24 protein-coding genes and 1 riboswitch are annotated in these 24,366 nt (G+C 74.7%); of the genes, 22 read left to right on the forward strand and 2 right to left on the reverse strand.

The genetic code is table 11. The features are described from left to right. Positions 1-13 precede the first annotated feature (13 nt). The 13 genes from rpoZ to BCAV_RS10375 all read left to right on the forward strand — a co-directional run bounded on the left by rpoZ (position 14) and on the right by BCAV_RS10375 (position 12,358). The gene (rpoZ, locus tag BCAV_RS10315) at positions 14-286 is read left to right on the forward strand and encodes a DNA-directed RNA polymerase subunit omega (RefSeq protein ID WP_015882538.1); all 273 of its coding nucleotides are present in this window, start codon (positions 14-16) and stop codon (positions 284-286) included. Positions 287-294: 8 nt separating this feature from the next. Beyond that, positions 295-1,560, forward strand: a complete 1,266-nt coding sequence (gene coaBC, locus BCAV_RS10320; protein WP_015882539.1) for a bifunctional phosphopantothenoylcysteine decarboxylase/phosphopantothenate--cysteine ligase CoaBC — start codon at positions 295-297, stop codon at positions 1,558-1,560. Next, on the forward strand, positions 1,557-2,780 hold the full coding sequence (gene metK, locus BCAV_RS10325; protein ID WP_015882540.1) for a methionine adenosyltransferase: 1,224 nt from the start codon (positions 1,557-1,559) through the stop codon (positions 2,778-2,780). Before coaBC ends, metK begins: the two co-directional genes overlap by 4 nt. A gap of 55 nt (positions 2,781-2,835) precedes the next feature. Further along, entirely contained in the window at positions 2,836-4,818 is a 1,983-nt protein-coding gene (locus tag BCAV_RS10330; protein WP_015882541.1) for a primosomal protein N' family DNA-binding protein, read from the forward strand. A gap of 10 nt (positions 4,819-4,828) precedes the next feature. Continuing rightward, positions 4,829-5,464 carry an HAD family hydrolase gene (locus BCAV_RS10335; protein WP_015882542.1) on the forward strand — a complete coding sequence of 212 codons (636 nt, stop codon included), beginning with the start codon at positions 4,829-4,831 and terminating at the stop codon, positions 5,462-5,464. Between the two features lie 55 nt (positions 5,465-5,519). After that, the gene (fmt, locus tag BCAV_RS10340; protein ID WP_015882543.1) at positions 5,520-6,455 is read left to right on the forward strand and encodes a methionyl-tRNA formyltransferase; all 936 of its coding nucleotides are present in this window, start codon (positions 5,520-5,522) and stop codon (positions 6,453-6,455) included. Further along, positions 6,448-7,890 carry an RsmB/NOP family class I SAM-dependent RNA methyltransferase gene (locus BCAV_RS10345; protein ID WP_015882544.1) on the forward strand — a complete coding sequence of 481 codons (1,443 nt, stop codon included), beginning with the start codon at positions 6,448-6,450 and terminating at the stop codon, positions 7,888-7,890. Before fmt ends, BCAV_RS10345 begins: the two co-directional genes overlap by 8 nt. Positions 7,891-7,949: 59 nt before the next feature. After that, a complete protein-coding gene (gene rpe, locus BCAV_RS10350; RefSeq protein WP_015882545.1) occupies positions 7,950-8,615 on the forward strand; it encodes a ribulose-phosphate 3-epimerase in 666 nt (221 codons plus the stop codon). 31 nt (positions 8,616-8,646) lie between these two features. Further along, positions 8,647-8,778: riboswitch (FMN riboswitch) on the forward strand. A gap of 89 nt (positions 8,779-8,867) precedes the next feature. After that, on the forward strand, positions 8,868-9,668 hold the full coding sequence (locus BCAV_RS10355; protein WP_015882546.1) for an ABC transporter permease: 801 nt from the start codon (positions 8,868-8,870) through the stop codon (positions 9,666-9,668). After that, complete coding sequence (locus tag BCAV_RS10360; protein WP_015882547.1) at positions 9,665-10,687, forward strand: ABC transporter substrate-binding protein; 1,023 nt, start codon at positions 9,665-9,667, stop codon at positions 10,685-10,687. The genes BCAV_RS10355 and BCAV_RS10360 overlap by 4 nt, the downstream gene beginning before the upstream one ends. 44 nt (positions 10,688-10,731) lie before the next feature. After that, positions 10,732-10,995 (forward strand): phosphoribosyl-ATP diphosphatase, encoded by a 264-nt coding sequence (locus tag BCAV_RS10365; protein WP_015882548.1) that lies wholly within the window; start codon positions 10,732-10,734, stop codon positions 10,993-10,995. Positions 10,996-11,044: 49 nt separating this feature from the next. Then, entirely contained in the window at positions 11,045-11,887 is an 843-nt protein-coding gene (gene hisG, locus BCAV_RS10370; protein WP_015882549.1) for an ATP phosphoribosyltransferase, read from the forward strand. Positions 11,888-11,902: 15 nt separating this feature from the next. Then, positions 11,903-12,358, forward strand: a complete 456-nt coding sequence (locus BCAV_RS10375) for a PH domain-containing protein (RefSeq protein ID WP_015882550.1) — start codon at positions 11,903-11,905, stop codon at positions 12,356-12,358. 48 nt (positions 12,359-12,406) lie between these two features. Here the strand turns inward: BCAV_RS10375 and BCAV_RS10380 are convergent, their stop codons facing one another. Then, entirely contained in the window at positions 12,407-13,915 is a 1,509-nt protein-coding gene (locus BCAV_RS10380; RefSeq protein WP_015882551.1) for a DUF3866 family protein, read from the reverse strand. 24 nt (positions 13,916-13,939) lie between these two features. On the opposite strand from BCAV_RS10380, the gene BCAV_RS10385 reads away from it, so the two are divergent. The 9 genes from BCAV_RS10385 to BCAV_RS10425 all read left to right on the forward strand — a co-directional run bounded on the left by BCAV_RS10385 (position 13,940) and on the right by BCAV_RS10425 (position 24,014). Further along, a complete protein-coding gene (locus BCAV_RS10385; protein ID WP_015882552.1) occupies positions 13,940-14,902 on the forward strand; it encodes a helix-turn-helix transcriptional regulator in 963 nt (320 codons plus the stop codon). Then, positions 14,895-15,905, forward strand: a complete 1,011-nt coding sequence (locus BCAV_RS10390) for a helix-turn-helix transcriptional regulator (protein WP_015882553.1) — start codon at positions 14,895-14,897, stop codon at positions 15,903-15,905. The genes BCAV_RS10385 and BCAV_RS10390 overlap by 8 nt, the downstream gene beginning before the upstream one ends. A 9-nt stretch (positions 15,906-15,914) precedes the next feature. Beyond that, positions 15,915-16,331: a hypothetical protein gene (locus tag BCAV_RS10395; RefSeq protein ID WP_015882554.1), complete on the forward strand. Its 417-nt coding sequence runs from the start codon at positions 15,915-15,917 to the stop codon at positions 16,329-16,331. Beyond that, entirely contained in the window at positions 16,328-16,660 is a 333-nt protein-coding gene (tatA, locus tag BCAV_RS22510; protein ID WP_015882555.1) for a Sec-independent protein translocase subunit TatA, read from the forward strand. Before BCAV_RS10395 ends, tatA begins: the two co-directional genes overlap by 4 nt. A 54-nt stretch (positions 16,661-16,714) precedes the next feature. After that, entirely contained in the window at positions 16,715-17,503 is a 789-nt protein-coding gene (tatC, locus tag BCAV_RS10405) for a twin-arginine translocase subunit TatC (RefSeq protein WP_015882556.1), read from the forward strand. Then, the gene (locus BCAV_RS10410) at positions 17,500-18,465 is read left to right on the forward strand and encodes a diacylglycerol/lipid kinase family protein (RefSeq protein WP_015882557.1); all 966 of its coding nucleotides are present in this window, start codon (positions 17,500-17,502) and stop codon (positions 18,463-18,465) included. The genes tatC and BCAV_RS10410 overlap by 4 nt, the downstream gene beginning before the upstream one ends. Positions 18,466-18,481: 16 nt before the next feature. Continuing rightward, on the forward strand, positions 18,482-21,283 hold the full coding sequence (locus BCAV_RS10415) for a DEAD/DEAH box helicase (protein WP_015882558.1): 2,802 nt from the start codon (positions 18,482-18,484) through the stop codon (positions 21,281-21,283). Positions 21,284-21,702: 419 nt separating this feature from the next. Further along, positions 21,703-23,229: an apolipoprotein N-acyltransferase gene (gene lnt / locus BCAV_RS10420; RefSeq protein WP_015882559.1), complete on the forward strand. Its 1,527-nt coding sequence runs from the start codon at positions 21,703-21,705 to the stop codon at positions 23,227-23,229. Next, positions 23,226-24,014, forward strand: a complete 789-nt coding sequence (locus BCAV_RS10425) for a polyprenol monophosphomannose synthase (protein WP_015882560.1) — start codon at positions 23,226-23,228, stop codon at positions 24,012-24,014. The genes lnt and BCAV_RS10425 overlap by 4 nt, the downstream gene beginning before the upstream one ends. Here BCAV_RS10425 and BCAV_RS10430 read toward each other — a convergent pair. Then, on the reverse strand, positions 23,993-24,337 hold the full coding sequence (locus tag BCAV_RS10430; RefSeq protein ID WP_015882561.1) for an RNA polymerase-binding protein RbpA: 345 nt from the start codon (positions 24,335-24,337) through the stop codon (positions 23,993-23,995). The two genes, BCAV_RS10425 and BCAV_RS10430, sit on opposite strands and share 22 nt — an antisense overlap. Positions 24,338-24,366 lie beyond the last annotated feature (29 nt).

Below are 24,366 nucleotides of genomic sequence, written 5' to 3' on the forward strand. Positions count from 1 at the left end.
CGAAGGGTGTCCCATGTCTGGAACCGTCGCTGCCCCCGAGGGCATCACCGATCCGCCCATCGACGAGCTGCTCACCGCTGCCGACTCGAAGTACGCGCTCGTGATCTACGCCGCGAAGCGCGCGCGTCAGATCAACGCGTACTACGCGCAGCTGAACGAGGGCCTGCTCGAGTACGTCGGCCCGCTCGTCGAGACCCGTAACCAGGAGAAGCCCCTCTCCATCGCGATGCGCGAGATCAACAAGGGCCTGCTCACGGTCGAGGCCACCGAGAGCACCGAGGACTGAGTCCACCCGTGGCGCGCCAGGGTCGCCGGATCGTGCTCGGCGTCGGGGGCGGCATCGCCGCCTACAAGGCTGTCGCCGTCCTGCGCCTCCTCAGCGAGGCCGGGCACGACGTCCACGTCGTGCCGACCCCGTCCGCCCTGCGTTTCGTCGGCGCCCCGACCTGGGAGTCGCTCGCCGGGCACGCCGTCCACACGGACGTGTTCACCGGAGCCGCCCAGGTCGAGCACGTCGCCCTCGGGCGGTCCGCCGACCTCGTCGTCGTCGCCCCGGCCACCGCCGACCTGCTCGCCCGCGCAGCGCACGGTCACGCGGACGACCTGCTGACGGCGACCCTGCTCACCGTGACCTGCCCGGTGCTCGTCGCCCCGGCGATGCACACCGAGATGTGGCTCCACGCCGCGACGCGGGCCAACGTCGCCACCCTCCGGGAGCGCGGCGTCGCCGTCCTGGACCCCGACGACGGGCGCCTCGCCGGCGCCGACTCCGGACCGGGCCGACTGCCCGAGCCGGAAGCGATCGTCGCCGCCGCCCTCGCGCTGCTGACCCCCACCGACCTCGCCGGTGTGCGCGCCGTCGTCAGCGCCGGCGGAACCCGCGAGCCCGTCGACCCCGTGCGCTTCCTCGGCAACCGCGGCACCGGGCGCCAGGGCGTCGCCGTGGCGGCCGAGCTGGCCCGGCGCGGTGCCGACGTCACGCTCGTCGCCGCGAACGTCGAGATCGGCATCCCGCCCGGCGTCGCCGTCGTGCCGGTCACCACAGCTCTCGAGCTCGAGCAGGCGATGCGCGACGCCGCGGGCGACGCCGACGTCGTCGTCATGTCCGCTGCCGTCGCCGACTTCCGGCCCTCCACCACCGCGCCCGCGAAGGTGAAGAAGGCCGACGGTGTCGCGCCCCCGACGATCGAGCTCGTCACGAACCCGGACGTGCTGGCGGGGCTGGTCGCCGCGCGCCACCCGGGTCAGGTGATCGTCGGCTTCGCGGCCGAGACCGGCGACGACGCCGGCAGCGTCCTCGACCACGGCCGGGCCAAGGCCCGCCGCAAGGGTGCCGACCTGCTGGCCGTGAACGCCGTCGGCACCGACCAGGGGTTCGGGGACGTGCCGAACGCCGTCGTCGTCCTCGACGCCGCGGGTGACGAGGTCGGACGCGCGGGTGGGAGCAAGGCGGACGTGGCTCGCGGTCTCGTCGACCTGGTGGCCGCCCGGATCACCGGCGTGGACACCGGCGCGACTGCTCCCACGGGCGGGGCGGCGAGCGATACGCTCGCGCCGTGAGCCCCACCGACGCCGGCGCGCGCAGCCTTCGCAGCTTCACCTCAGAGTCCGTGACCGAGGGTCACCCGGACAAGGTGAGCGACCTCATCAGCGACACGATCCTCGACGCGATGCTCGACGCCGATCCCGACGCACACGTCGCGATCGAGACGCTCGTGACGACAGGTCTCGTGCACGTGGCGGGCGAGGTGACGACGTCGGCGTACGTCGAGATCCCGCGGCTCGTGCGCGACGTGATCCTGGGCATCGGCTACTCGTCGTCGACCGTGGGGTTCGACGGCGCCTCGTGCGGGGTCTCGCTGTCGATCGGTCAGCAGTCGCCCGAGATCTCCCAGGGGCTCGACAAGTCGTGGGAGCTGCGGCACGACGACACCGGGCACGACGCGTACGACGCGCAGGGCGCCGGCGACCAGGGCCTGATGTTCGGCTACGCCACCGACGAGACGCCGACCCTCATGCCGACGCCGATCGCGCTCGCGCACCGGCTCTCCGAGCGGCTCTCCCACGTGCGCAAGCAGCGCGTCGTCGAGGGCCTGCGGCCCGACGGGAAGACCCAGGTCACGATCGGCTACGACGGCGACGTCCCGGTGCGTCTCGAGACGGTGGTGCTCTCCGCCCAGCACGACCCGGACTTCGAGGAGCGCGACCTGGAGGAGGCGCTGCGCACCCACGTGCTCGCCCCGGTGCTCGAGGGAGCAGCCGACGGGCTCGACACGGGCGACGTCGAGCTGCTCGTGAACCCCACGGGCGCGTTCACGCTCGGTGGGCCCATGGGCGACGCCGGGCTCACGGGGCGGAAGATCATCGTCGACACGTACGGCGGGATGGCCCGGCACGGCGGCGGCGCGTTCTCCGGGAAGGACCCCTCGAAGGTCGACCGCTCCGGCGCGTACGCGATGCGCTGGGTCGCCAAGAACGTCGTGGCGGCCGGGCTCGCCCGCCGGTGCGAGGTGCAGGTGGCGTACGCGATCGGGCGGGCGCACCCCGTCGGCGTCTACGTGGAGACGTTCGGCACCGAGGCCGACGGCGTGAGCGCCGACGCCATCTCGCGGGCGATCCGCACGGTGTTCGACCTGCGGCCCGCGGCGATCATCCACGACCTCGACCTGCTGCGTCCGATCTACTCGCTCACGTCGAACTACGGGCACTTCGGCCGCGAGCTCCCCGAGCTCACGTGGGAGCGCACCGACCGCACGCAGGCCTTGCTCGACGCCGTCTGACGGGCGCTGTGGACGGCGCCCTCGCGGCGTCGGCACCAGACGTCAGGATGGGGTCATGACCGACGAGCGCGTGGTGGCCGTCGTCGTCGACGTCCCGCTGCCGCACCTCGACCGGCCCTTCGACTACACGGTGCCGGCGGAGCTGGCCGACGACGTCGCCCCGGGCGTGCGGGTGAAGGTGCCGTTCGCGGGCCGGGAGCGGGACGCGTGGGTCGTCGCCGACGGGTCCGCAGCCGCGGAGGCCGGCGGTGACGGCGCGGGCAACGGCCGCAGGCTGGCACCGATCCGGCGGGTGACGTCGGCGGTGCCGGTGCTCACGCCCGCGGTGCTCGCGCTCGCACGCGACGTCGCTGACCGGTACGCCGGCACGCTCACCGACGTGCTGCGCTTCGCGGTCCCGTCGCGGCACGCGCGCACGGAGCAGTCGGTCCTCGGGGGCACGGCGGTCCCCGACGCTGCCGCGGGGGCACCGCGCGCGACTGACGACGACGTCGAGGCGTGGGCCGGGACCGTCGGCGGCCGCGCCCTTCTCCGCCGGCTCGGCGCGGGCGAGGCTCCACGGGCGGCCTGGTCGGTTCCGGGAGGACCGGATCGAGCCCGCGCCGGGATCGCTGCCGCCGTCGCGGCGACCCGCGCCTCGGGTCGGGGCGCGATCGTGGTCGCCGGCGATGCCCGGGAGGCTGGCCGGCTCGCTGACGCCCTCGAGGCCCGCCTCGCGGAACCGGTGGCGAGGCTGCTCGCGAGCACCGGGCCGGCCGCGCGGTACCGGGCGTACCTGCGGGTGCTCCTCGGCGAGTGCCGGGTCGTGGTCGGCACCCGCTCGGCGGCGTGGGCCCCGGTGGCCGACCTCGGCCTGCTGGCCGTGTGGGACGACGGCGACGACCTCCTGATCGAGCAGCGCGCTCCGTACCCGCACGCGGCCGAGGTGCTCGCGATGCGCGCCGACGCCGAGAGCGCGGGCATGCTCATCGCATCGTTCGGGCGCAGCACCTGGGCGCAGCATCGCCTGTCCACCGGGTGGGCCGTCGAGCTGCGGGCGGACCGCGCGACGGTGCGCCGCCGCGTGCCGCGCGTCGAGGCACCGGGCGAGGCCGACCTGGCGCGCGAGGGTCCCGGTGCGCTCGCGCGGATCCCGACCCCCGCGTGGCGGCTGGTGCGCGAGACCCTCGACGCCGGACCCGTGCTCGTCCAGGTCCCGCGCGCCGGCTACGTGCCGGCGCTGGTCTGCGCGACGTGCCGCGCTGCCGCCCGGTGCCAGGCGTGCGCCGGACCCCTGCGCCTGGTCCGCAGCGGCCCGCCGTCGTGCGGGGTCTGTGGGCGGGTCCAGGCGGACTGGCGGTGCCCCGCGTGCTCTCAGACCCGGCTCCGCGCCGTCCGCATCGGTTCGGACCGGACGGCGGAGGAGCTGGGGCGCGCCTTCCCGCAGGTGCCGGTCGTCGTCAGCGGCCAGGCGGCCGGGGTGACGGACGCCGTCGACGCGAAGCCGCGGCTCGTGATCGCCACGCCGGGAGCGGAGCCGGAGGCCGAGCACGGGTATGCGGGCGCGCTCCTGCTGGACGCCGCGGCGACGACGGCGCTGCCCGCCCTCGACGCCGGGGAGGAGGCGCTGCGTCGCTGGTTCGCTGCCGCCGCGCTCGTCCGGTCCGCCGACGACGGCGGTCGCGTGATGCTGCTCGGCGGGCCGCCCGCGGCGCTCGCGCAGACCCTGGTGCGGTGGGACCCGGCGACGTTCGCCGAGCGTGAGCTCGAGGAGCGCCGCGAGCTCGCCTTCCCACCCGCCGCACGCCTCGTCGCGATCTCGGGTCCGGCACCGGCCGTCGCCGACGTGCTGCGCGAGGCACACCTGCCGCCGTCGGCCGACGTGCTCGGCCCGGTGCCGACCGGCGGGGACGACGACGAGGTTCGCGCCCTCGCGCGGGCGCCCCTCGAGGACGGGCTGGCTCTGACCCGCGCCGTGCGCGCGGCGCTCGGGGTGCGCAGCGCCCACAAGCGCGCCGGGGCCGTGCGGGTGCAGGCCGACCCGCGCTGGCTCGTGTGAGGGTGGACGCATGACACTTGCGCCTGAGCCCGGGTCCATCGACGCCGTCGTCTTCGACCTCGGCAACGTCGTCGTCCACTGGGATCCCGTGCCGGCATTCGCCGATCTCGGCTCACCCGCCGAGATCGAGGAGTTCTTCGCCGAGGTGGACTTCACCGCGCTCAACCACGCCCGCGATGCGGGGGCGCCGTGGGCGGAGGCGGCAGCCGACGTGACGGCGCGGTTCCCGCACCGCGCCGGCTGGGTGGAGGCGTACGTCGACAACTTCCCGCGGACCCTCACCGGCCTCGTCCCGGGCACGTCCGACGTGGTCCGCGAGGTCAAGGCGACAGGGATCCGCGTCCTCGGGCTGACGAACTGGTCGGCGGAGACGTTCCACCACGCGCCGGCAGCGGCGCCCGTCCTGGCCGAGCTCGAGGGCATCCTGGTCTCGGGCGAGGTCGGCGTGGCGAAGCCCGACCCTGCGATCTTCGACGAGCTCGTGCGGCGGTTCGGGCTCGTGCCGGAGCGCACGGCGTTCACCGACGACTCCCCGGCGAACGTGGCCGCCGCGCGCGCGAGCGGGCTGCACGGCCTGCTCTTCACGGATGCGGCGACGCTGCGGCGCGACCTGCGGGCGGTCGGCGTACCGGTGGCGGCTTCCTAGACTGTCCCGTGTGACTGCTGCCCCGCTCGCACCCGAGCCCGGACGGGGCGACGCGCTGCGCGTCCTCTTCGCCGGCACACCCGACGTCGCGATCCCGACGCTGCGCGCGCTCGTGGGCTCGCGGCACCACGTCGTGGCCGCCTTGACGCGCCCGCCGGCACGCCGGTCCCGGCGCGGGCACGACGAGCCGAGCCCGGTCGCCGCGACGGCGGCCGAGCTCGGTGTCCCCGTGCTCGAGCCCAGGTCCGTGCGCGCCACGGACGTCGCCGAGGAGCTGCGCGCGCTCGACCTCGACGTCGCCGTCGTCGTCGCGTACGGAGCGCTGCTGCCCGAGGACCTGCTCGCGATCCCGCGGCACGGCTGGATCAACCTCCACTTCTCCGTGCTGCCGGCCTGGCGCGGTGCGGCGCCGGTGCAGCACGCCGTCTGGCACGGTGACGAGGTCACGGGCGCGACGACGTTCCGCATCACCGCCGGCCTGGACGAGGGCCCGGTGTACGGCGTGCTCACCGAGCGGGTCCGCCCCCGGGACACGAGCGGGGACCTGCTCGCCCGGCTCGCCGACGCCGGTCCGCGCCTCGTGCTCGACACGCTCGACGCCGTCGCGGACGGCACGGCGCGGCCGCAGGCCCAGCCGGACGACGGCGTCACTCTCGCCCCGCGCCTGAGCGTCGAGCAGGCGCGCGTGCGCTGGGCGGACCCGGCCCTCGCCGTCGACCGGCAGGTCCGTGCGTGCACTCCCGCGCCCGGCGCGTGGACGACGCTCGACGGGGCGCGCGTGAAGGTCGGGCCGCTCGACCCCGTGGACGCGCCGCCGCTCCCCGCCGGCCGGATCGCCGTCGAGCGCCAGCGGGTGCTCGTGGGCACGGGCTCGGCGCCGGTCGAGCTCGGGCGTCTCGCGCCGGCCGGGAAGGGGTGGATGGACGCCGCGTCGTGGGCCCGTGGGGCGCGGCTCGCAGGGGACGCCACGTTCGGGGCCGACGATGGCTGACCGGCACGGGGTCGACCGTTCCCGCGGGCGCCGTCCACAGCCCCGCCGCACCGCGGACGCCGCGCGTCGGGCAGCGTTCGACGTGCTGCGCGCCGTCGAGCGCGACGACGCCTACGCGAACCTCGTGCTGCCCGCCCTGCTCGCCGAGCGGGGGCTGAGCGGCCGCGACGCGGCCTTCGCGACCGAGCTCGCCTACGGCACGCTGCGGATGCGGGGCCGGTACGACGCGATCCTGGCGATCGCGAGCACCCGGCCGCCGCAGGAGCTCGACCCGCCGCTGCTCGACGTGCTGCGGCTCGGAGCCCACCAGCTCCTCGGGATGCGCGTGGCCGCGCACGCCGCGGTCTCCGAGACCGTGACGCTCGCGCGGGAGGTGGTCGGCGCGGGGGCGTCGTCGTACGCCAACGCCGTGCTGCGGGCGATCGGCCGCGCCGAGCCGGAGGAGTGGGACCGCCGGCTGGCGGAGCGCACGACCGATCCGACCGCGCTGCTCACGCGGAGGCTCAGCCACCCGGAGTGGGTGGTCCGGGCGTTCCGCGAGGCGCTGGCGCTCGACGACGGCGCGGTCGTCGGCGATGCGGGGGAGGAGCTGCTCGCGCTCCTGGAGGCGGACAACGCGGCCCCGGCCGTGACGCTCGTCGCGCGCCCCGGCCTGGCCGGCATCCGCGACCTGCCCGGCGCCACGCCCGCACGGTGGGCGCGGACCGCCGCCGTCCTCGGCGCCGGCGACCCCGCCTCGATCGAGGCGGTGCGGACCGGCCGGGCGGCGGTCCAGGACGAGGGCAGCCAGCTCGTCGCCCTCGCGCTGGCGGCCGCCCCGGTGGACGGCCCAGACGACGCCTGGCTGGACCTGTGCGCCGGCCCGGGCGGCAAGACGGCGCTCCTCTCCTCGCTCCTGGCGGAGCGGGGTGAGGGGGGCCGCCTGCTCGCGGCCGAGGTCGTCCCGCACCGGGCCGACCTCGTGCGGCGGGCCGTGCGGGCGCTCCCGCCCGGGCTCGTCGAGGTCCGCGCGCTCGACGGGCGCGAGCTCGGGACGGAGCGCCCGGGTGCGTTCGACCGCGTGCTCGTCGACGCGCCGTGCACCGGGCTCGGCGCGCTGCGGCGCCGGCCGGAGGCGCGCTGGCGGAGGAGTCCGGCCGACCTGGCGTCGTTGGGACCGCTGCAGAGGGACCTGCTGACGTCGGCCGTCGGCGCCGTCCGACCCGGCGGCGTCGTCGCCTACGTCACGTGCTCGCCGCACCTCGCGGAGACCCGCGTGGTGGTCGACGACGTGATGCGCCGCGTCGGGGGGCTGGAGCTGCTCGACGCGGCGGCGGTGCTCGACGGCGTGTCCCAGGAGTCGATGCACCTCGGCGCCGGCCCGTACGCGCAGCTGTGGCCCCACCGGCACGGCACCGACGCGATGTTCCTGGCGCTGCTGCGTCGCACCGGCTGAGCGCGGCGCGCCCGCACGTTCGTTCGCCCGGCGGGCCGCGTCGCCCTAGGCTCACGCGGGTGGGCATCCTCATCACTCCGAGCATCCTCAACTCCGACTTCTCGGACCTGCGAGGCGAGCTCGCGAAGATCGCCGGTGCGGACTACGCGCACGTCGACGTCATGGACAACCACTTCGTCCCCAACCTCACGCTGGGGCTGCCCGTGGTGGAGTCGATCGTCCGCGCGAGCCCCGTCCCGGTCGACGCGCACCTCATGATCACCGACCCGGACCGGTGGGCGCCCGCGTACGCCGAGGCCGGGGCCGGCTCGGTGACGTTCCACGCCGAGGCGGCGGCCGCACCCGTGCGGCTGGCGCGGGAGATCCGGTCCCAGGGAGCACGCGCGGGTCTCGCGCTGCGGCCCGCGACGCCGATCGAGCCGTACGTGGACCTGCTCGCCGAGGTGGACATGGTCCTCGTGATGACCGTGGAGCCGGGCTTCGGCGGGCAGCCGTTCCTCACCTCGATGCTGCCGAAGATCCGGCGCACACGGGACGCCGTCGCCGCCGCCGGCCTCGACGTGTGGGTCCAGGTCGACGGCGGCGTCTCCCGCTCCACGATCGAGCAGGCGGCCAACGCCGGTGCGAACGTCTTCGTCGCGGGGTCGGCCGTGTACGCGGCCGAGGACGCCGCGGCGGAGGTGTCCACGTTGCGGGACCTCGCGGACGGCGCGTTTCACGACTGACCACCCGCCGGGTATCCTCGACGCGAACACGTACGTGCTCCGGGGTCGGTGTAATTCCGAACCGGCGGTGACAGTCCGCGACCCGTGAGGCCCTTGGGCCGAGCGGTTGACCTGGTGGAACTCCAGGACCGACGGTGAAAGTCCGGATGGGAGGAAGCACGAGGTGGGGCGACGCCGTCGTCCTGCCGACGACGGCGCGCACCCGCGCCCGTCGTCCCCCGGGTCGCGTACTTGCGACCCGGAGAGGACGACGTGACGGACACCAACGCCCCAGACCCGGCGACGGCTCGCGTCGTGCGGGCTCGGCGCGTGCTCGGGCCGTGGCCCGCGATCGCCCTGGGCGTCGCGGTCGTGGCCGTCTGGTGGGCCGTGACGGCGTCCGGCGCCGTCAGTGCGGCCCTGCTCCCGTCGCCCGCTGACGTCCTGCGGAGCCTCGGTGAGCTGGCCGCCACCGGTGACCTGCTTCCCGCCGTCGGGGTGACGGCGGGCGAGGCGCTGATCGGCGCGGCCCTGGCGTTCGTCTGTGCGCTGCCCCTCGCGTGGCTGATCGGTCACTCCCGGCTCGCGGCCGCCGCGCTGGAGCCGTACGTGGCGGCGTCGCAGGCCATCCCGGCGGTCGCGCTCGCGCCGCTCCTCGTCCTGTGGATCGGGTACGGGCTGCGACCGATCGCCGTGCTGTGCGCGCTCCTCGTGTTCTTCCCGATCGTCATCGCCACGCTGCTCGGCCTGCGCACGCTCGACAGGGACGTCGTCGCCGCCGCCCGGGTCGACGGCGCCGGCCGCTGGTCGCTCGTGCGGTGGATCGAGTTCCCGCTCGCGCTGCCGAGCATCCTCGCCGGCGTGCGCAACGGCGTCACGCTGTCGGTCACGGGGGCGGTGGTCGGCGAGTTCGTCATCGGCGGCCGCACCGGCCTCGGCCTCCTCCTGACCACCCAGCGCGACCGCTCCGACGCGTCCGGGATGTTCGCCACCCTCCTCGTGCTGTGCGCGCTCGCCATGAGCCTGTACGGCCTCGTCCGCCTGCTCGAGCACCGACTGGAGATCACCTCATGACCCGCTCCCTCACGTCCCGCCCGCTCCGCTCGGCTCTCGGCGCAGCCGTGGTCGCCGTGCCCCTCGTGCTGGCGGCCTGCGGCTCGACGGCGCCGGGGGAGGAGGGCACGCCGTCGTCCGCCGCACCCGACCTCGGCGCCCTGACCATCGGCCTGACCTACACCCCGAACGTGCAGTTCGCGCCGTTCTACGTCGCCGCCGAGAACGGCTACTACGACGAGGCCGGGCTCGACGTGGAGCTGCGCCACCACGGCCCGTCGGAGTCGCTCTTCGGTGCGCTCGAGGCGGGGGAGGAGGACCTCGTCGTCGCGGGCGGCGACGAGATCCTCCAGGCGCGGTCCCAGGGGGTCGAGGCCGTGTCGGTGGCGACGCTGTACCAGACCTACCCGGTCGCGCTCCTCGTCGCGGACGACGCCCCGGTGACCGGACCGGACGACCTGGCGGGCGCCGTCGTCGGCACCCCCGGGCCGTACGGCGAGACGTACTTCGGCCTCCTCGCCCTGCTGGACGCGGCCGGGCTCGCGCAGGACGACGTCCAGGTGGAGTTCATCGGCTACACGCAGCAGGCGGCCCTCACCACCGGCGCCGTCGACGGCGTCATGGGCTACGTCAACAACGACGCCGTCCAGCTGGAGCGTTCCGGTGTCGCCATCCGGACGATCCCGCTCGGCGACGTCCCGCTGGTCGGCATCGGGCTCGGCGCCCGCGACGACGTCGTGGCCGAGCGCCCGGACGCCGTGCGCGCGTTCCTCGACGCCACGCTCCGCGGACTGGCCGACGTCGTCGCGGATCCCGAGGCCGCCGTCGAGCTCTCCGCCGAGCACATCCCCGGGATGACGGCGTCCGCCCAGGAGGACGCGCTGGCCACGCTCGAGGCCACGATCCCGCTGTACGGCGACGCGAGCGGCCGCGCCGACCTCGAGACGTGGACCGCGATGGTCGAGTTCATGGCGAGTCGCGACCTCCTCGAGGGCGAGGTCGACGTGGCGGACGCCGTCACGAACGACCTGCTGCCCTGAGACGCCGAGCGGGGGCGCGGCAGCGAGTCGTTACGCTGACCCGCGTGAAGACGTTCGACGAGCTGTACGCGGAGCTGACCGAGAAGGCGCGCACCCGCCCCGCCGGCTCGCGCACCGTCGCGGAGCTCGACGCCGGCGTGCACGCGATCGGCAAGAAGGTGCTCGAGGAGGCCGCCGAGGCGTGGATGGCGGCCGAGCACGAGAGCGACGAGGCCACGGCCGAGGAGATCTCGCAGCTGCTGTACCACGCGCAGGTGCTGATGATCGCGCGCGGGATCGACCTGCAGGCCGTGTACCGACATCTCTGAGGCCCACCCTCAGCCGTCGTCACGCCGCCACCCGAAGAGAAGGCCACCCGTGCTCCGCATCGCCGTCCCGAACAAGGGATCCCTGTCCGAACCCGCCGCCGAGATGCTCGCTGAGGCCGGCTACCGCCAGCGTCGCGACTCCCGCGAGCTGGTGCTGCCCGACCCGGAGAACGACGTCGAGTTCTTCTTCCTGCGCCCGCGGGACATCGCCGTCTACGTCGGCTCCGGCACCGTCGACGCCGGCATCACGGGGCGTGACCTGCTCATCGACTCCGGGGTCGAGGCGGTCGAGCACCGCCGGCTGGGCTTCGCCCGGTCGACGTTCCACTTCGCGGCCCCGCCGGACGACATCACGTCCGTGCCCGAGCTCGCCGGCCGGCGGATCGCGACGTCGTACCCGGTGCTCGTGTCCGGCTACCTGGAGCGGCACGGTGTCAGCGCTGAGGTGGTGCGCCTCGACGGCGCGATCGAGTCCACCGTCCGGCTGGGGGTGGCCGACGCCGTGGCCGACGTCGTCGAGACCGGGACCACGTTGCGCGCCGCCGGCCTGGCGACGTTCGGCGAGCCGATCCTCGTCTCCGAGGCCGTGCTCATCCGCCCGTCGGGCGAGCCGCGCCCGGGGCTGGACATCCTCGACCGGAGGCTCCAAGGGGTCATCACGGCGCGCGAGTACGTCCTCATGGACTACGACGTCCCGGTGGAGCGGGTGGAGCGCGCCATCCGGATCACCCCCGGCCTCGAGTCGCCGACGGTGTCGCCGCTGCACGACCGCGGCTGGGTCGCTGTCCGCGCGATGGTGCGCCGCTCGCAGACTCATCGGGTCATGGACGACCTCTACGACGTCGGCGCGCGCGCCATCCTCGTCACGACCATCCACGCGACGCGGCTGTAGCGCCCGGACGGACCGATGGACGCCAGAGGAGACCTGTACGCGCCGTTCGCGCCGCGGACGGCGCGGATCGTGGCGGCGGTGCTGCTCGTCGTCGTCGCCGCCGCGTGCCTCGCGCTGGTCGCGTTCCTGCCGTCGACGGCGGCGCAGGCGGTGACGACCGCCGACCGCGCGGGGTTCGTGGTGTTTGCCGCGCTCCTCGGGGCGATCCTGGTGCGCCAGGCGATGGTGCGGGCGGTGCCCGACGACGAGGGGCTCACCGTGCGCAACCTGTTCCTCACGCGCCGCGTGTCCTGGACCGAGATCGTGTCGGTCCGGTTCGGCGGCGGCCGCGCCTGGGCGCAGCTCGACCTCGACGACGGCGAGACGCTCGCCGTGATGGCGATCCAGGGCGCCGACGGCGCACGCGGTCTCGCCGAGTCGCGCCGGCTCGCGGCGCTCGTCGCGCGTCACGAACCGCGCCCACCGGACTGACCCTCCGCGAGAGGTTCGTGGCCCCTCCGCGAGAGGTTCGTGGCAGCCTCAGCCGGCGGTCGTCGCCGTGAACGAGCCGCGCCACGGCCGCGGCGTGACGACGTCGAGCGGCACCGGCGCGTAGACGTGCGGGTAGCGCTCGCTCGTCGGATCCGCGGGGTCGCCGGGTTCGACGACGACGGCGGCGCGGGCGGCGAGCGCGTCGGCGTCGACCTCGAGCAGCACGAGGTCGTCGGCGTCCGCATAGAACGCGCGCGCGATGCCGTCGACCTGGTCGGCGTGCGAGCAGTGCACGAATCCGACGTCGTCGAACCGCGCGCCGCGCGTGGGGACGTCGTAGGTGCCGCGCGCCTGCGCCGCGTCCCAGTCGTCGGCGAGCGCCAGGTGCCACACGCTCCCGGTGGCGGGCGCGAGCAGCCGGACAGCCCACCGCCCGGCGGCGGCCGCCGCGAGGAACGGCGCGGCGTCGTCGTCGAGCCCCCGGCCCATCGTGGAGAGCCGGACGGGTGCCTCGCGCAGCGCCGGGAGGAGGTCGGCGCACGCCGCGCGGACGAGGCGGTGGCGCCCGCCCGGGGCGACGAGGTCGGCCGCCTGCTCCGCGACGCGAGCGCCGAGCGGCGCGTCGAGCAGGGGCACGACGACGTCCGCCGGGGCGAGCGCGACTCGTCCGTACGCCGTGAGGGAGTGGTGGGAGACCCCGAGGTGGCGCTCCCGGGGATCGGCGCCGGAGACGCGCAGCGACGCGATCCCGCGCCCGCCCAGCACCGCTGCGGCGTTGAGGGCCTCGCCCGCCGCCACCCCGGAGAAGCCCCACCGCGTGCCGGTGCCGAGGTTCCCCGGACCCTGCGCCACCACCACGAGGTCCGCTCCGGCCACGTGCCGCGCGGCGAGCAGACCCGTGTGCGTCGTCACGGCCTCGAGGTCCCCGCCGAACGCCTGCCCCACGGTGATCGTGGCCTCCAGCCAGCCCGCGTCCCGGAGCTCGGCCACCGTCCGAGAGAACCACGCGGGCAGCGCGCCGCCGTCGGTCATCACGTAGGCGACGCGCGGCGGCGGCGCCCCCACGAGCGCCGCCTCGGCCCGAGCCCCCGCCACGATCGCGGGGAGGGCCGAGTGCAGATCGGCGACGACGACGGGCAGGCCGCCGAGGTCGTCGGCGTCGCGGAGCATCTCGTGCGCGGCGGACTCCTGCTCGTCGACGCCGAGCACCAGCGGCTGCGTGGGCGTGTACCTGGCCTTGACGAGGTGCCCCGGGCCGACGTGCGGATCTGCCGGGAGCCGGTCCGGCACGGCCGCGACGAGGGCGTACCCACCGGTGCCGAGCCCGCGGGCCAGCGCCGACGCCGTCAGGGTGACCCGGTCGCCGGTCCGCACCTCGCCCACGAGCTGGGGGTAGGCCAGCGCGCGCACGAGCGTGCCGGCCGGGAGGACGCCGGCGGCGCTCTCGTCGTCGACAGCGCCGCCGGGCGCGGAGCCGGACAGCTCGACCTCGAGCTCCTGAGCCCCCGACCACGCGCGGCCGAGGGTGCGGACGGTGCCGTCGCGCCAGATGATCACGTCGCCAACGCTAGCCTGGGCACGATGGCTACCCGGGTCGACCCAGCCGAGCGTCTGCTCGACCTCGTCATCGCGCTCGCCCACACCACGCACCGCATGACGAAGTCGCAGATCCGGCGCGTCGTGCACGGGTACGGCGAGGCCGCGTCCGACGAGGCGTTCGAGCGCATGTTCGACAGGGACAAGAGCGCACTGCGCGATCTCGGGATCCCGCTCGTCACGCAGACGGACGACGCGCACGCGGACGACGTCGGCTACCGCATCGACCTCGCCGGGTACGAGCTTCCGCCGCTGGACCTGACGCCGGCCGAGATCGGCCTGCTCTCGCTCGCGACGCAGGTCTGGCAGGACGCCCAGTTCGCCGCCGTCGCCCAGCGCGGGCTCACGAAGCTGCGCGCCGTGGCGCCGACCGCCGCGACGGACCTGACCGGCCTCGCTCTGCGCGTACGGCCGCCCGAGACGGCGTTCTCGCCCCTCCTGGAGGCGATCGAGCAGCGGTCCGCCGTGACGTTCCCGTACCGTGCGGCCGGCACGGGCCGGGAGGAGCGGCGCGAGGTCGAGCCGTGGCGCCTCGTGGCCCAGGACCACGCCTGGTACCTCCGTGCGTTCGACCGTGGCCGCGGCGCGGAGCGGATGTTCCGCCTCTCCCGCATCACCGGACCCGTGCGGCGCAGCGGGCGGGCCGGCGTCGTCGAGATCCCCGCGGGCCTGGGTGAGTCGGCGCCCGCGCGTCGGGCGGCGGGGACGGCGCGGCTCGCGCTGCGGCCCGAGCGAGCCGCCGCGCTGCGAGCCCGCGCCATCGGGCCGGTCGTCGCCGGCGGCGACCGCGACGTCGTCGAGATCCCCATGCCTGACGCCGAGGAGCTGGCCCAGGAGATCGCCGCGTTCACCGACGCCGTCGTGGTCCTCGAGCCGCTCGAGCTGCGCGACGCCGTCCTGCACCGGCTCGCCTCCGCCGCCGCGCTGGGGGAGGGTCACGATGGCTGAGACGGCGACGGACCGGCTCACGCGGCTCCTGGCGCTCATCACGTACGTCGAGGACAACCCCGGCGTGCCGGTCGCCCAGGTGGCTGACCACTTCGGCGTGAGCGAGGCGCAGGTGCTCAGCGACGTCGACACGCTGTGGGTCTCCGGCACACCCGGCTACCTGCCCGACGACCTCATCGACTTCGCCGTCGACTCGTACGAGCAGAACCTGCTGACGCTCACCGAGTCGCGTGGCATGGACCGGCCGCTGCGGCTGGGGCCGACCGAGGCCGTCGCCCTGCTGGTCGCGTTGCGCGCACTGGCCCGCGTGCCGGGGTTCGCCGGCGACGACGTCGTCGCGTCCGCCCTGGAGAAGCTCACGTCCGCCGCAGGGGAGGCGGCCTCGGCCGCCGACGCGATCGACGTCCGGCTCGGGACCCCGAACGGGTACGCCGGCGTGCAGGACACGCTGCGCGTGCTGCGGGGCGCTCTCGTGGACGGCCGGCGTGTGCACCTGCGCTATGTGTCGGCGTCGGACGCGGTCAGCGAGCGGGACGTCGACCCGCTCCAGATCGTCAGCGACGGCGACCGGTGGTTCCTGCGTGCGTGGTGTCACCGGGCCGGCGACGTACGGCACTTCCGGCTCGACCGCGTGCTCGCCGCCGACGTGCTTGACGAGCCCGTCGCCGCCCACCCCGAGGTGGGCGAGGAGCATGGGGTCGAGCCGTCGCCGTCGCCGACCGACACGACCGTCGTGCTCGAGCTCACGGCACGCAGCCGCTGGGTGGGCGAGCGGTTCGGTGGCGACGTCACCGACCTGGGCGACGGCTGGATCCGCGTGTCCCTGCGCGTCGCCGATCCGGCATGGCTGGCCGGGCTCGTGCTGGGTCTCGGCGAGGACGTCCGCCGGGTGTCGCCGCCGGACGTGGCGCGCAGCATCGCGGGCCGTGCCCGGGCCGCCCTCGAGGCGTACGAGAGCCACGGAGCCGCTGTACCGTCGGGATCGCCCGACCCGGCTGAGTAGGCTGCGACGATGCTCTGGTTCGTCGTCTGGACGGTGCTCGTCCTCGCCGCGCTCGCCGCGCTGGTGCTGGTCGGGCTCCGGCTGTGGCGGTCCGGGAAGGCGTTGCTGGCCGAGCTCGAACGGGCCAGCGAGCTGGCGGAACGGCTCGAACGGCGCCTCGCGGCGCTCGAGGAGGCGGCCCCGCAGCTCCCCGTCGAGGCCGAGATCATGCTGACGAGCGAACGTCGCGACGCGCTGCACGCCGCGCGGGCCGACATCCGTGCCGCCCGAGCGACGCGGCGCGCGATCCGCGCCGACCGGGCGTACGGGTGGTGGAACCGGATCGGGATGCTGAACCACGAACGCCGTCCCGCGCCCTCCGGTGGCGTATACACTGATCCCGACACCGCGCCTGCGGGAACTCGAAGCGGAGAGAGCGCACCATGAGAATCCAGCCCTGGCACATCCTCGTGCTGGTGGTCGTCATCCTGCTCGTCTTCGGGGCAAGCCGACTTCCGAACATCGCGCGCAACGTCGGCAAGTCCATGAAGATCATGAAGGAGGAGGTCAAGGACCTCCGCGAGGACGGCACCGACCCCAACGCCGAGGCGGCCGAGGACCCGGACAACCCGGAGGCCTCCGCCACGAACCCGCCGGCGAGCCCGCCGCAGGTCGCACCGCGTCCGGCGTCCCCGCCCCCGGTCTCGACCGACGCCCCGGGCGTGCCTTCGCCGACGACCCAGTACGACCCGCGGTCCTCCGACCGCACCGCCTAGCCCCGCGTGGCCGCTGTCGCATCCCGGGGGCGCAAGGCGAACCCTGAGGGCCGGATGGCCCTGGGTGCGCACCTGCGTGAGCTCCGGCGCCGGTTTCTGCTCATCACAGCCGGCCTCGCGGTCGGGATGGTCGTCGGCTGGGTCCTCTACCCGTACGTCTTCGACGCCATCCAGGCGCCGATCGTCGCGCAGGCGGAGGCAGGACTCGACGCCCAGCTGAACTTCGTCGGGGTCGCCTCCGCGATCGACATCAAGATCAAGGTCTCGCTCTTCGTCGGCCTCGTCGTGTCGAGCCCGTGGTGGCTGTACCAGGTCTGGGCGTTCATCATGCCCGGGCTCCGCTCGAAGGAGAAGCGCTACGCGTTCGGGTTCGTCGGCGCAGCGGTCCCGCTGTTCCTCGGCGGCACGTTCCTCGCCTGGAGCGTCCTGCCGAACGCCGTCCGCCTGCTGACGGAGTTCACGCCCGAGGGCGCGGCGAACCTCATCGACGCGTCGACGTACATCACGTTCGTCATGCAGTTCATGATCGCGTTCGGCCTTGCGTTCATCATGCCCCTGCTCATGGTTCTGCTGACGTTCATCGGGATCGTGCGAGGTCAGACGTGGGCCAAGGGCTGGCGCTGGGCTGTGGTGGGCATCTTCGCCTTCGCCGCCGTCGCCACGCCGACGCCTGACGCGATCTCCATGATCCTGCTGGCGCTGCCGATCTGTGGGCTCTACGGCATCGCACTCACCGTCTGCCTCCTGCACGACCGTCGTCGAGACCGCAGGCTGGCCGAGGAGGACGAGCTGGCGGAGGCGCCGGCCTCGGACGAGGGAGCGGCCGGGGCCGCAGAGGCGTGAGCCCACGCGGCGGGCACGACCGCCCGCGCCGCTCCGGGCAGCGTCTCGGCCTTCTCGTCAATCCCGTCGCGGGCCGCGGGAAGGCCCGACGCGCGGGACGCGGCGTCGAGGAGCTCCTCGCCGCGAGCGGGCACAGCGTGGTCGACCTGTCCGGCGCCACGCCCACCGAGGCACGCCACCGCGCCGAGTCCGCCGTGGGGTCGGGCGACGTCGACGCCCTGATCGTCGTCGGCGGTGACGGCGTGGTGAACCTCGGCGCGAACGCCGTGCTCGGCCACGACCCCCACGTGCCGCTCGGGATCGTGCCGGCCGGGAGCGGGAACGACGCCGCGCGGGGGCTGCGGATCCCCGTCGGCGACGTCGAGGCGGCCGTCGGCGTGCTGCTGGCGGCGCTCCACGCGCCGCGGGCGATCGACGCCGTCGAGGTCGAGCGGCCCACCGTCCCGGGGCGGCGCTGGTACGTCGGCGTGCTCTCGGCCGGTTTCGACGCCGCCGTCAACGAGCGGGCGAACCGGATGCGCCGGCTGCGGGGCCGGGCGCGCTACGCGGCGGCGGTCCTCGGCGAGCTGCGCCGGTTCCGCGGGTACACGTTCGCCCTCGAGGTCGACGGCGCGCGCTCGGAGCTGGCGGGCACGCTCGTCAGCGTGGCGAACGGCACGGCGATCGGCGGCGGGATGCGCATCGCCCCCGGAGCCGACCTCACCGACGGTCTGCTCGACGTCGTCACGGCCGATCGCGTCAGCCGGCGCGAGCTGCTGCGCATCTTCCCTCGCGTCTACGCGGGTACCCACGTCGACCATGACGCCGTGCACGTCGTGCACGCGCGGAGCGTCCTCCTCGACGTCGGTCCCGGGGTGAGCCCGCTCGCTCCGCCCCCGATCGCCCACGCCGACGGGGAGCCGATCGGTGCTCTTCCCCTCCGCGCGACCGTGCGTCCCGGTGCCCTGCGCGTGCTCGCGTGAGTCCTACGCTGGAGGCATGACCTCCCCGGCCGAGCGGTACGCCGCGTACCGACGCCGCGCGCAGACCGAGCGCACCGCACTGGCCGCGTTCTCCCGCGAGCTGGACTTCGATCTCGACGCCTTCCAGGTCGAGGCGTGCGAGGCCCTCGAGGCGGGCCGCGGCGTGCTCGTGGCTGCCCCGACCGGGGCTGGCAAGACCGTGGTGGGGGAGTTCGCGGTCCGGCTCGGGCTCGACGAGGGGCGCAAGTCGTTCTACACGACCCCCATCAAGGCGCTCAGCAACCAGAAGTACCTCGACCTCGTCCGCGTGCACGGCGCCGAGAACGTGGGGCTCCTCACGGGCGACGTCACGATCAACGGGGAGGCTCCGGTCGTCGTCATGACGACCGAGGTGCTCCGGAACATGATCTACGCCGGTTCGCCGACGCTCGACGGGCTTCGCTACGTGGTCATGGACGAGGTGCACTACCTCGCCGACCGGTTCCGCGGTTCCGTCTGGGAGGAGGTCATCATCCTGCTCGCGGCGGACGTGCGGCTCGTCTCGCTGTCGGCCACCGTCTCGAACGCCGAGGAGTTCGGGCAGTGGCTCGAGACCGTGCGGGGGGACACCGCCGTCGTCGTGTCGGAGCACCGCCCCGTTCCGCTCTGGCAGCACATGATGGTACGGAACGACGTCCTCGACCTGTACAGCAGCAAGGTCGACCCGACGGACCCCGGGGCGCACCCGCCCATCAACCCGGACATCCTCGAAGCCGTGCGCCGTGCCGAGCGGACCGGGAGCGGCTCGGGAGCACCGCACCGCGCCCGGCGTGGCCGTGGAGGGCGCAGCACGCGCGACGCGCGCCGCACCGGCCACCAGCAGGTGCGCCCAGCCCGGCGGCCCGTCGTCGTCGACCGCCTCGACCGAGAGGGGTTGCTCCCGGCGATCGTCTTCGTGTTCTCCCGCGCGGGCTGCGAGGACGCCGTCGCGGCGGTGGTCGGCTCGGGGATCACGCTCACCACCGAGGAGGAGCAACGGCGCATCCGGGAGATCGTCGAGGTCCGGTGCGCGGCCCTCCCGGCGGAGGATCTCGACGTCCTCGGGTTCTGGCAGTTCGCCCGCGCCCTCGAACGCGGCGTCGCCGCCCACCACGCCGGCCTCCTCCCGGTGTTCAAGGAGACGGTCGAGGCGCTGTTCAGCGCCGGGCTCGTCAAGGTGGTGTTCGCGACCGAGACCCTCGCGCTCGGCATCAACATGCCGGCCCGGTCCGTCGTCCTCGAACGGCTCGTGAAGTGGGACGGCCGCGAGCACGTCGCCGTCAGCGCGGGGGAGTACACCCAGCTCACGGGACGTGCGGGCCGACGCGGTATCGACGTCGAGGGGCACGCCGTGGTGCTGTACGCCTCCGGGACGGACCCGGTCGCCGTCGCCGGCCTCGCCTCGCGCCGGACGTACCCGCTGCGTTCCAGCTTCCGGCCGACGTACAACATGGCGGTCAACCTGGTGCTGAGGTCCGGGCGGGCCATGGCTCGTGAGGTGCTCGAGACATCGTTCGCGCAGTTCCAGGCGGACCGCGCCGTGGTCGGGCTGGCCCGGCAGGCGCGCGCGCACGCCGAGGCGCTCGAGGGCTACCGCGAGGCCATGGCCTGCGACCGTGGCGACATCGAGTCCTACCTCGAGCTTCGGCGCGAGATCGGCGATCGCGAGGCCGACCTGTCCCGGGAACGCTCGGGCGCGCGGCGACGCGCCGTCGTCGAGAGCCTCACCGGCCTGCGCCCCGGCGACGTGGTGGAGATCCCGCGCGGGCGCCGGTCCGGCTACGCCGTGGTGCTCGACGACGGCGGCACGCCCGGACTCGACGGGCCCACCCCGCTGGTCCTCATGCAGGACCGTCAGGTACGTCGGATCTCGGCGGACGAGGCGCCCGCCGGGGTACGTCGCTCCGGGCGGGTGCGGATCCCGCGGTCGTTCAACGCGCGCGACGCACGCGCCCGGCGGGACCTGGCCTCCTCGCTGCGCAATGCCCTCGCTGAAGGAAAGGCCGGCGATCCCGGGGGGAGTGCCCGGGCGCGGTCCGGCGCCGGTGACGACGCCGAGCTCGCCCGCCTGCGCGCCAGGCTCAAGGCCCACCCGTGCCACGGGTGCCCGGAGCGCGAGGACCACGTCCGCTGGGCTCATCGCACCCGCGGCCTGGCCGCGGAGCACGACGGCCTGGTGCGCCGGATCGAGTCCCGGACGTCATCCATCGCCCGGGACTTCGACCGCGTCTGCGAGATCCTCCTGACCCTCGGCTATCTGGACCTGGACGACGACGGCGAGACGGTCGTCACGACGGACGGTCGCTGGATGCGTCGGCTCTACGCCGAGCGCGACCTCGTGCTCGCGGAGTCGCTGCGGGCCGGGGCGTGGTCCGAGCTCGACGCGCCGGGCCTCGCGGCGCTGTGCTCGACGATCGTGTACACGTCCCGGTCCGAGGAGACGGAGTCGGCGCCGCGGTTGCCGGGCGGCCCCGGGGGCGCCGTGGCGCGCGCTGTCGAGGCGACGGTGCGGATCGCGGGCGAGATCGAGGAGCTCGAGCGGGAACGACGCCTGACGCCGACGCCGCCGGTCGATCCTGGGCTCGTGCGGGCCGTGCACCAGTGGGCGAACGGTGCGCCTCTCGCCACGGTCCTGGAGTCCGGCGATCTCGCGGCCGGCGACTTCGTCAGGTGGTGCCGGCAGGTCGTCGACCTCCTGGACCAAGTCGGGGGAGCCGCCCCCGACCCGAGCATGCGGGCGCGGGCGCGCGAGGCGACCGACCGGGTGCTGCGCGGGATCGTCGCGCAGTCCGCGGTCTGAGGACGACAGGACGACGTCGGGCGCGACACGCCGCACGACACGCCGGGCCGACTCGATCCAGGTGCCGTCAGACCGGTCATGCTGACCTGCGGTCTCGCCCGTCACCAGCGTGAACGCCCATCTTGACAGGCCGAGTCGCACCGGTAGATTCGCCTGCCGTACCACTTCGGCACGTATGGGCAGCGGACCGACCAAGGCGTCGTCGCCGCCCCTCGACCCGGGGCGGTCACCGACCGGGCTCGCGCGTTCACTAGACAACGGGTCACGACGCAGGTCAGCGTCCAGGCACGGACCGAAGGACGCGCGAGCCGGTCGGTCATTCCGGCGGGGCGCGCCACACGTCACGAGTCCGGCGCCGCCAGGAGCCGCGCGGCGGCGGGGATTCCTCGAACGCCAGCACGCCCGCTTATCCTGCTCCCGTGCCGTCGCCCCCGTCCCGAGCCTGGACCCTGCTCCTCGCCGCCGGTGGCGGGCTCCTCACCGACACGGCGTTCCCGATGCGGTCCTGGTGGCCGTTCGCCTTCCTGGGGATCGCGCTCCTCGCCCTCGCGCTGCGGCGTGACAGCGCCCGGTGGGCCTTCGTCGTCGGAACCGTGTGGGGCCTCGCCTTCTTCTCCGTGCACCTGTGGTGGGCGAACGACGCCGTCGGCTCCGTCCCGTGGGTGGCGCTCTCGGTGTTCGAGGCGTGCGCCGTCGGACTCTTCGGAGTCGCGTGGGCCTGGATCCGGCGGGTCCCGTGGATCGCCGCGCACACCACTGCCCAGACGTTCGCGTTCGCGTTCGCCTGGACCTCGATCGAGCAGCTGCGCTCGCAGGTGCCGTTCGGCGGGTTCCCGTGGGGGAAGCTCGCGTTCTCCCAGGTCGAGTCGCCCCTGCTGCGGCTGGCGTCCATCGGCGGCGCGCCGGTCGTCTCGGCGGTGGTCGCCGCGCTCGGGTTCCTGCTCGCCGTCGCCTGGTGGCGCCTGCGGACCCTGCGGATCGCCGCGACCGCGGGCGCCGTCGTCGTCACCGTGGGCGTCGTCGCCGCCTGCCTCGCGATCCCGCTCGACACCCGCGCCGAGAACGGCACGATGCGGATCGGTGCCGTTCAGGGCAACGTCGCCGAGCCGGGCCTCGGTGCCTTCGACAACGCCCGCGAGGTCACCGACAACCACGCGCGGGGCACCGAGGAGCTGGCCGAGGCGGAAGGGCCGGGCACGCTCGACGTCGTCGTCTGGCCCGAGAACGCCGCCGACTACGACCCGCGCAGCGACGCCGCCGCGGGCGATGCCGTGGAACGCGCCGCGCAGGCGGCCGAGGCGCCGATCCTCCTCGGCACGCAGCGGTTCGCGGACGACACCCGGTACAACGAGTCGATCCTGTGGGAGCCGGGGGTCGGCGCCACCCAGGTGTACGCGAAGCAGCGTCCGGCCCCGTTCGCCGAGTACATCCCGTTGCGCGACCTCGCCCGACGGTTCTCCTCGGCGGTGGACCTCGTGACCGTCGACATGTCCGCGGGCACGGAGGTGGGAGTCATCGACGTCCCGGTGGACAGCGGGAGCATCCCCGTGGGCCCGGTGATCTGCTTCGAGGTGGCCTACGACGACCTGGTGCGGGACGCCGTCGTCGCCGGGGCACAGGTGCTCGTGGTGCAGACGAACAACGCCTCGTTCGGGTACACCGCGGAGTCCGAGCAGCAGCTCGCGATGACCAGGTTCCGCGCTGTCGAGCTCGGTCGCACGGCTGTGCAGATCTCGACCGTCGGCGTCTCCGGCGTCGCCACCCCGAACGGCGTCCTGCGGCACGAGACCGAGCTGTTCACGCCGGCCCAGTTCGCCGAGACCGTCCCGCTGCGGACGTCCCTCACGCCAGCGGCGCGGCTCGGGGACGTCCCGGTCATCACGATGGCGGTGCTCGCGGCGGTCGCGTTCGTCGGAGGGATCGCGACGTGGCGGAGGCGCGCATGACGCAGCCGCACCACACCCGCGAGCCGCGCGTCGTCGTCGTCGTCCCCACGTACGACGAGCGCCGCACGCTGCCGGGCACGCTGAGGCGGCTCCTCGCGGCCGTGCCCGTGGCAGACGTGCTGGTGGTCGACGACGCGAGCCCCGACGGCACAGGGGAGTACGCGGACGAGCAGGCAGCTGCCTCGGACCGCGTGCACGTGCTGCACCGCACGTCGAAGGACGGGCTCGGCCGCGCGTACGTGGCGGGGTTCCGGTGGGCGCTCGACCGCGGCTACGACTACGTCGTCGAGATGGACGCCGACGGTTCGCACCGGCCCGAGCAGCTGCCCGAGCTGCTGTACGCGGCAACCTCCACCGGGGCCGACCTCGTCATCGGGTCACGATGGGTCCGCGGCGGAGAGGTCGTGAACTGGCCGCTGCGGCGCCAGGTGCTGAGCCGAGGTGCCTCCACGTACGCCCGCCTCGCGCTCGGTGTGCCGGTGCGCGACGTGACAGCCGGGTTCCGGGTGTTCCCGGCCCGGACGCTACGGCGTCTGCACCTCGACTCCGTGCAGTCGCAGGGGTACTGCTTCCAGGTCGACCTGACGTGGCGGGTGCACCGGGGCGGCGGTCGCATCGTGGAGGTGCCGGTGTCGTTCGTGGAACGGACGGCGGGGGAGTCGAAGATGAGCCGGGCCATCGTCGTCGAGGCCCTGATGAACGTCACGGCCTGGGGCGCGGAGTACCGCGCGGCCCAGGCCGTGAGGGGTGTGCGCCGGGTCGGTCAGGCGCTGCGGCGCAGCTGACCGCTGCGGAGCAGTGCGAGCCGCTCGTCGAGCAGCACCTCGAGCTCGCCGATCGTCCGGCGCTCGAGCAGCATGTCCCAGTGCGTGCGCTGCGGCTTGGTCGGCTTCGGCTCGGGGCGCGTGGCGTCGCGCAGGAGCGCCTCGCCGCCGCCGGGCGCCTCCCACACGGGGGGCACGTCGGCCTCTGCCGCGAACGGGATGACCAGCACACGCCCGTCGGGGCAGTCGTAGACCGCCTCGATCCGGGGGGCGAAGTCCACGCCCTCCTCGGTCTCCATGCTGTTCGCACCGATCTTCATGCCGCGAAGTGTTCGCTCAGCCATCGCCGTCTCCTCGTCTCGCGCCCGTGGCT

Origin of the sequence: Beutenbergia cavernae DSM 12333, assembly GCF_000023105.1 — a bacterium.
Taxonomy (GTDB): domain Bacteria; phylum Actinomycetota; class Actinomycetes; order Actinomycetales; family Beutenbergiaceae; genus Beutenbergia; species Beutenbergia cavernae.

Excerpts from the sequence above, each read along its gene's own strand:
- BCAV_RS10425 (WP_015882560.1), top strand. The coding sequence starts at position 23,226 with ATGACGCAGCCGCACCACACCCGCGAGCCGCGCGTCGTCGTCGTCGTC.
- BCAV_RS10395 (WP_015882554.1), top strand. The coding sequence starts at position 15,915 with ATGCTCTGGTTCGTCGTCTGGACGGTGCTCGTCCTCGCCGCGCTCGCC.
- BCAV_RS10385 (WP_015882552.1), top strand. The coding sequence starts at position 13,940 with ATGGCTACCCGGGTCGACCCAGCCGAGCGTCTGCTCGACCTCGTCATC.
- rpoZ (WP_015882538.1), top strand. The coding sequence starts at position 14 with ATGTCTGGAACCGTCGCTGCCCCCGAGGGCATCACCGATCCGCCCATC.
- BCAV_RS10335 (WP_015882542.1), top strand. The coding sequence starts at position 4,829 with ATGACACTTGCGCCTGAGCCCGGGTCCATCGACGCCGTCGTCTTCGAC.
- tatC (WP_015882556.1), top strand. The coding sequence starts at position 16,715 with ATGGCCCTGGGTGCGCACCTGCGTGAGCTCCGGCGCCGGTTTCTGCTC.
- BCAV_RS10390 (WP_015882553.1), top strand. The coding sequence starts at position 14,895 with ATGGCTGAGACGGCGACGGACCGGCTCACGCGGCTCCTGGCGCTCATC.
- BCAV_RS10375 (WP_015882550.1), top strand. The coding sequence starts at position 11,903 with ATGGACGCCAGAGGAGACCTGTACGCGCCGTTCGCGCCGCGGACGGCG.
- tatA (WP_015882555.1), top strand. The coding sequence starts at position 16,328 with ATGAGAATCCAGCCCTGGCACATCCTCGTGCTGGTGGTCGTCATCCTG.
- BCAV_RS10430 (WP_015882561.1), bottom strand. The coding sequence starts at position 24,337 with ATGGCTGAGCGAACACTTCGCGGCATGAAGATCGGTGCGAACAGCATG.
- BCAV_RS10330 (WP_015882541.1), top strand. The coding sequence starts at position 2,836 with ATGACCGACGAGCGCGTGGTGGCCGTCGTCGTCGACGTCCCGCTGCCG.
- BCAV_RS10360 (WP_015882547.1), top strand. The coding sequence starts at position 9,665 with ATGACCCGCTCCCTCACGTCCCGCCCGCTCCGCTCGGCTCTCGGCGCA.
- BCAV_RS10345 (WP_015882544.1), top strand. The coding sequence starts at position 6,448 with ATGGCTGACCGGCACGGGGTCGACCGTTCCCGCGGGCGCCGTCCACAG.
- BCAV_RS10415 (WP_015882558.1), top strand. The coding sequence starts at position 18,482 with ATGACCTCCCCGGCCGAGCGGTACGCCGCGTACCGACGCCGCGCGCAG.